Consider the following 2,415-nt stretch of genomic DNA (forward strand, 5'->3'; position numbering starts at 1 on the left):
ATGGATTCGGACCAGCCTACCCTCGCGTTCCAGTTCGACGAGATCGCGGCGGATCGTCATGTCGGAAACGGCAAGTTCGGCCGCTGCCGCGGCGACGGTGAGCGACCCCGTCCGGCGCAGCAAAGCCAGGATGCGTGCCTGCCGGTCGTGCGCGAGAAGGCGCTGACGATCGGCGTCGCGCGGTGCGCCATGCGGCGATGTCTCAGGAAGGGTGGTGTCGTCTGCCATCGATGTATCCGGTGGGTAAGCCGCCGACGAAGCGGTCTGCTGATCTTCACACTACCGCATGATCAAACATTTTCAAACAAAAATATGTTTGCAGTGTTCGATTTTATTGGTATGCATCTCGATATCAACAAAATGCGTTCCGCCATCAAGCAGAGAGAATACGACCATGCCGGCTGTCTCCGTCACGCCTCCCGTGCTTGCCGAACTCGCGGGCAAGCGAGCCTTCGTGACGGGCGGTGGCGCGGGGATCGGCCGGGCGATCGCGACCGCCCTGACGCGGCAGGGCGTCGCCGTGGCGATCGGCGATCTGGATCCCAAGGCGGCACGTCAGGCGGCTGAGGAAATTGGTGGCGGTGCCGCCGCCGTCACGGTCGATGTCCGCCGCCGCGATTCCGTCGAGGCGGCCTTCTCCACCGTACTGGAAGCGCTTGGCGGCTGCGACATCCTGATCGCCAATGCCGGCGTGTCCACCATGCAGCACGCGCTCGATCTGACCGACGAAGAGTGGGACTTCAACTTTTCGGTCAATGCCCGCGGTGTATTCCTGGCAAATCAGATCGCTGGACGGCATTTTGTCAAGCAGGGCACGGGCTGCATCGTCAACACCGCCTCGCTTGCCGCGAAGGTCGGTGCGCCGCTCCTGGCGCATTATTCGGCATCCAAGTTCGCCGTGCTCGGCTGGACGCAGGCCTTTGCCCGCGAGCTCGCGCCCAAGGGGATACGCGTTAATGCCGTCTGTCCGGGGTTCGTCAAGACCGGCATGCAATCGCGCGAAGTCGAGTGGGAGGCGCATCTGCGGCAAGTCACGCCCGAACGGGTGGTCGCCGACTATATTGCGCAGACGCCGCTCGGCCGGCTCGAGCTGCCGGAGGATGTCGCCGACGTCGTCGTGTTCCTCTGCTCGGATCAAGCCCGCTTCATGACCGGCCAGGGCGTCAACGTGACCGGCGGCGTCTACATGACCTGACGGCCTTTCGGCGGCTGTAGCCGGATCCTGATGCGGGCACGCGCCTATCCAAAAAAGTGAACACATATGATCAGAAGTTAGGCTTTTAATGTTATATTTTGTTCTCTAAGATGACCGTTCGCTCGACTTCGGCCTTCGGCGTCAGCCGGGTCAGACGGGTTCATGAGGAAAGTCTATGGCGTCTATCGAGCTCGATCGCGTTTCCAAGCTCTACGGCAATGGCAATTACGGGGTGCATGAGGTCGATCTCACCATTCCCGATGGTGAATTCGTGATCTTTCTCGGTCCGTCGGGATGCGGCAAGTCGACGACGCTGCGGATGATTGCCGGTCTGGAGAGTATCTCCTCCGGCGATCTCCGCATCGGTGGCAAGAGCGTCGCCAATGTCGCCCCGCGCGACCGAAACGTCGCCGTGGTGTTCCAGAGCTACGCGCTCTATCCGCATATGTCGGTGCGGCAGAATATGGCCTTCGGGCTGAAGATGCGCGGCACCGACGCGGCGGTCATCGATGCCAAGATTGCAGACGCCGCTAACCTGCTCGGTCTGCAGAATCTTCTCGGCCGCAAGCCGGCAGCGCTTTCGGGTGGCCAGCGGCAGCGTGTCGCGCTCGGCCGGGCGATCGTTCGCGAACCGGCGGCCTTCCTGCTTGACGAACCGCTGTCCAATCTCGATGCGCAACTGCGTGCCGAGATGCGGCTCGAACTCGTGAAGCTGCACCGGCGCCTCGGCCGCACCATCGTCCATGTCACCCACGACCAGGTCGAGGCGATGACCATGGGCGATCGCATATGCATCATGCGCGATGGTCGCCTGATCCAGGCCGGCCGGCCGCTTGAAGTCTATGCCGACCCGGTCAACACCTTCGTCGCACGCTTCCTGGCGACGCCGCCGATGAACCTCATTCCGGCCACGCTTCAGGCCGCACCTGGCGAAGGGCTCTCCGTCCTGACCGACAGCGGTGCCGTGCTTGCCGTCCCCGCCCGCCACCGCAACGCTTATGGCGAGCGTGCCGGGCGCCGCGTCATTCTGGGCGTGCGGGCCGAGGATTTCCACGAAAGCCCCGACAAGCCGGACTGGCAGAAGATTGCCGTACGGGTCGTGGCCGTCGAGGCTCTCGGCGCCGAGAACGTCCTGATCGGCCAGATTGCCGGTCACGCCACCGGCAGGGATGATGCTCACCCCGCGGGGGGCGACAAGCCGTTTGAGATCGCCGCCCGCC

Annotated in this window: 3 protein-coding genes; 2 read left to right on the forward strand and 1 reads right to left on the reverse strand. The window is 63.5% G+C overall.

Going from position 1 to position 2,415, the window contains the following annotated elements; translation table 11 throughout:
• Nucleotides 1-228 (reverse strand): DeoR family transcriptional regulator (locus EN884_RS33015; RefSeq protein ID WP_164895315.1); only part of this gene is annotated, 228 nt, incomplete at its 3' end.
• 166 nt (nt 229-394) lie between these two features.
• On the opposite strand from EN884_RS33015, the gene EN884_RS33020 reads away from it, so the two are divergent.
• Together EN884_RS33020 and EN884_RS33025 are read left to right on the forward strand one after the other, a co-directional pair.
• A complete protein-coding gene (locus EN884_RS33020; protein ID WP_024502263.1) occupies nt 395-1,195 on the forward strand; it encodes an SDR family NAD(P)-dependent oxidoreductase in 801 nt (266 codons plus the stop codon).
• 175 nt (nt 1,196-1,370) lie between these two features.
• Nucleotides 1,371-2,415 (forward strand): ATP-binding cassette domain-containing protein (locus EN884_RS33025; protein ID WP_128361008.1); only part of this gene is annotated, 1,045 nt, incomplete at its 3' end.

It is taken from the genome of Mesorhizobium sp. M7A.F.Ca.AU.001.01.1.1, from assembly GCF_004022735.1.
In the GTDB taxonomy this organism is placed as follows: domain Bacteria; phylum Pseudomonadota; class Alphaproteobacteria; order Rhizobiales; family Rhizobiaceae; genus Mesorhizobium; species Mesorhizobium ciceri.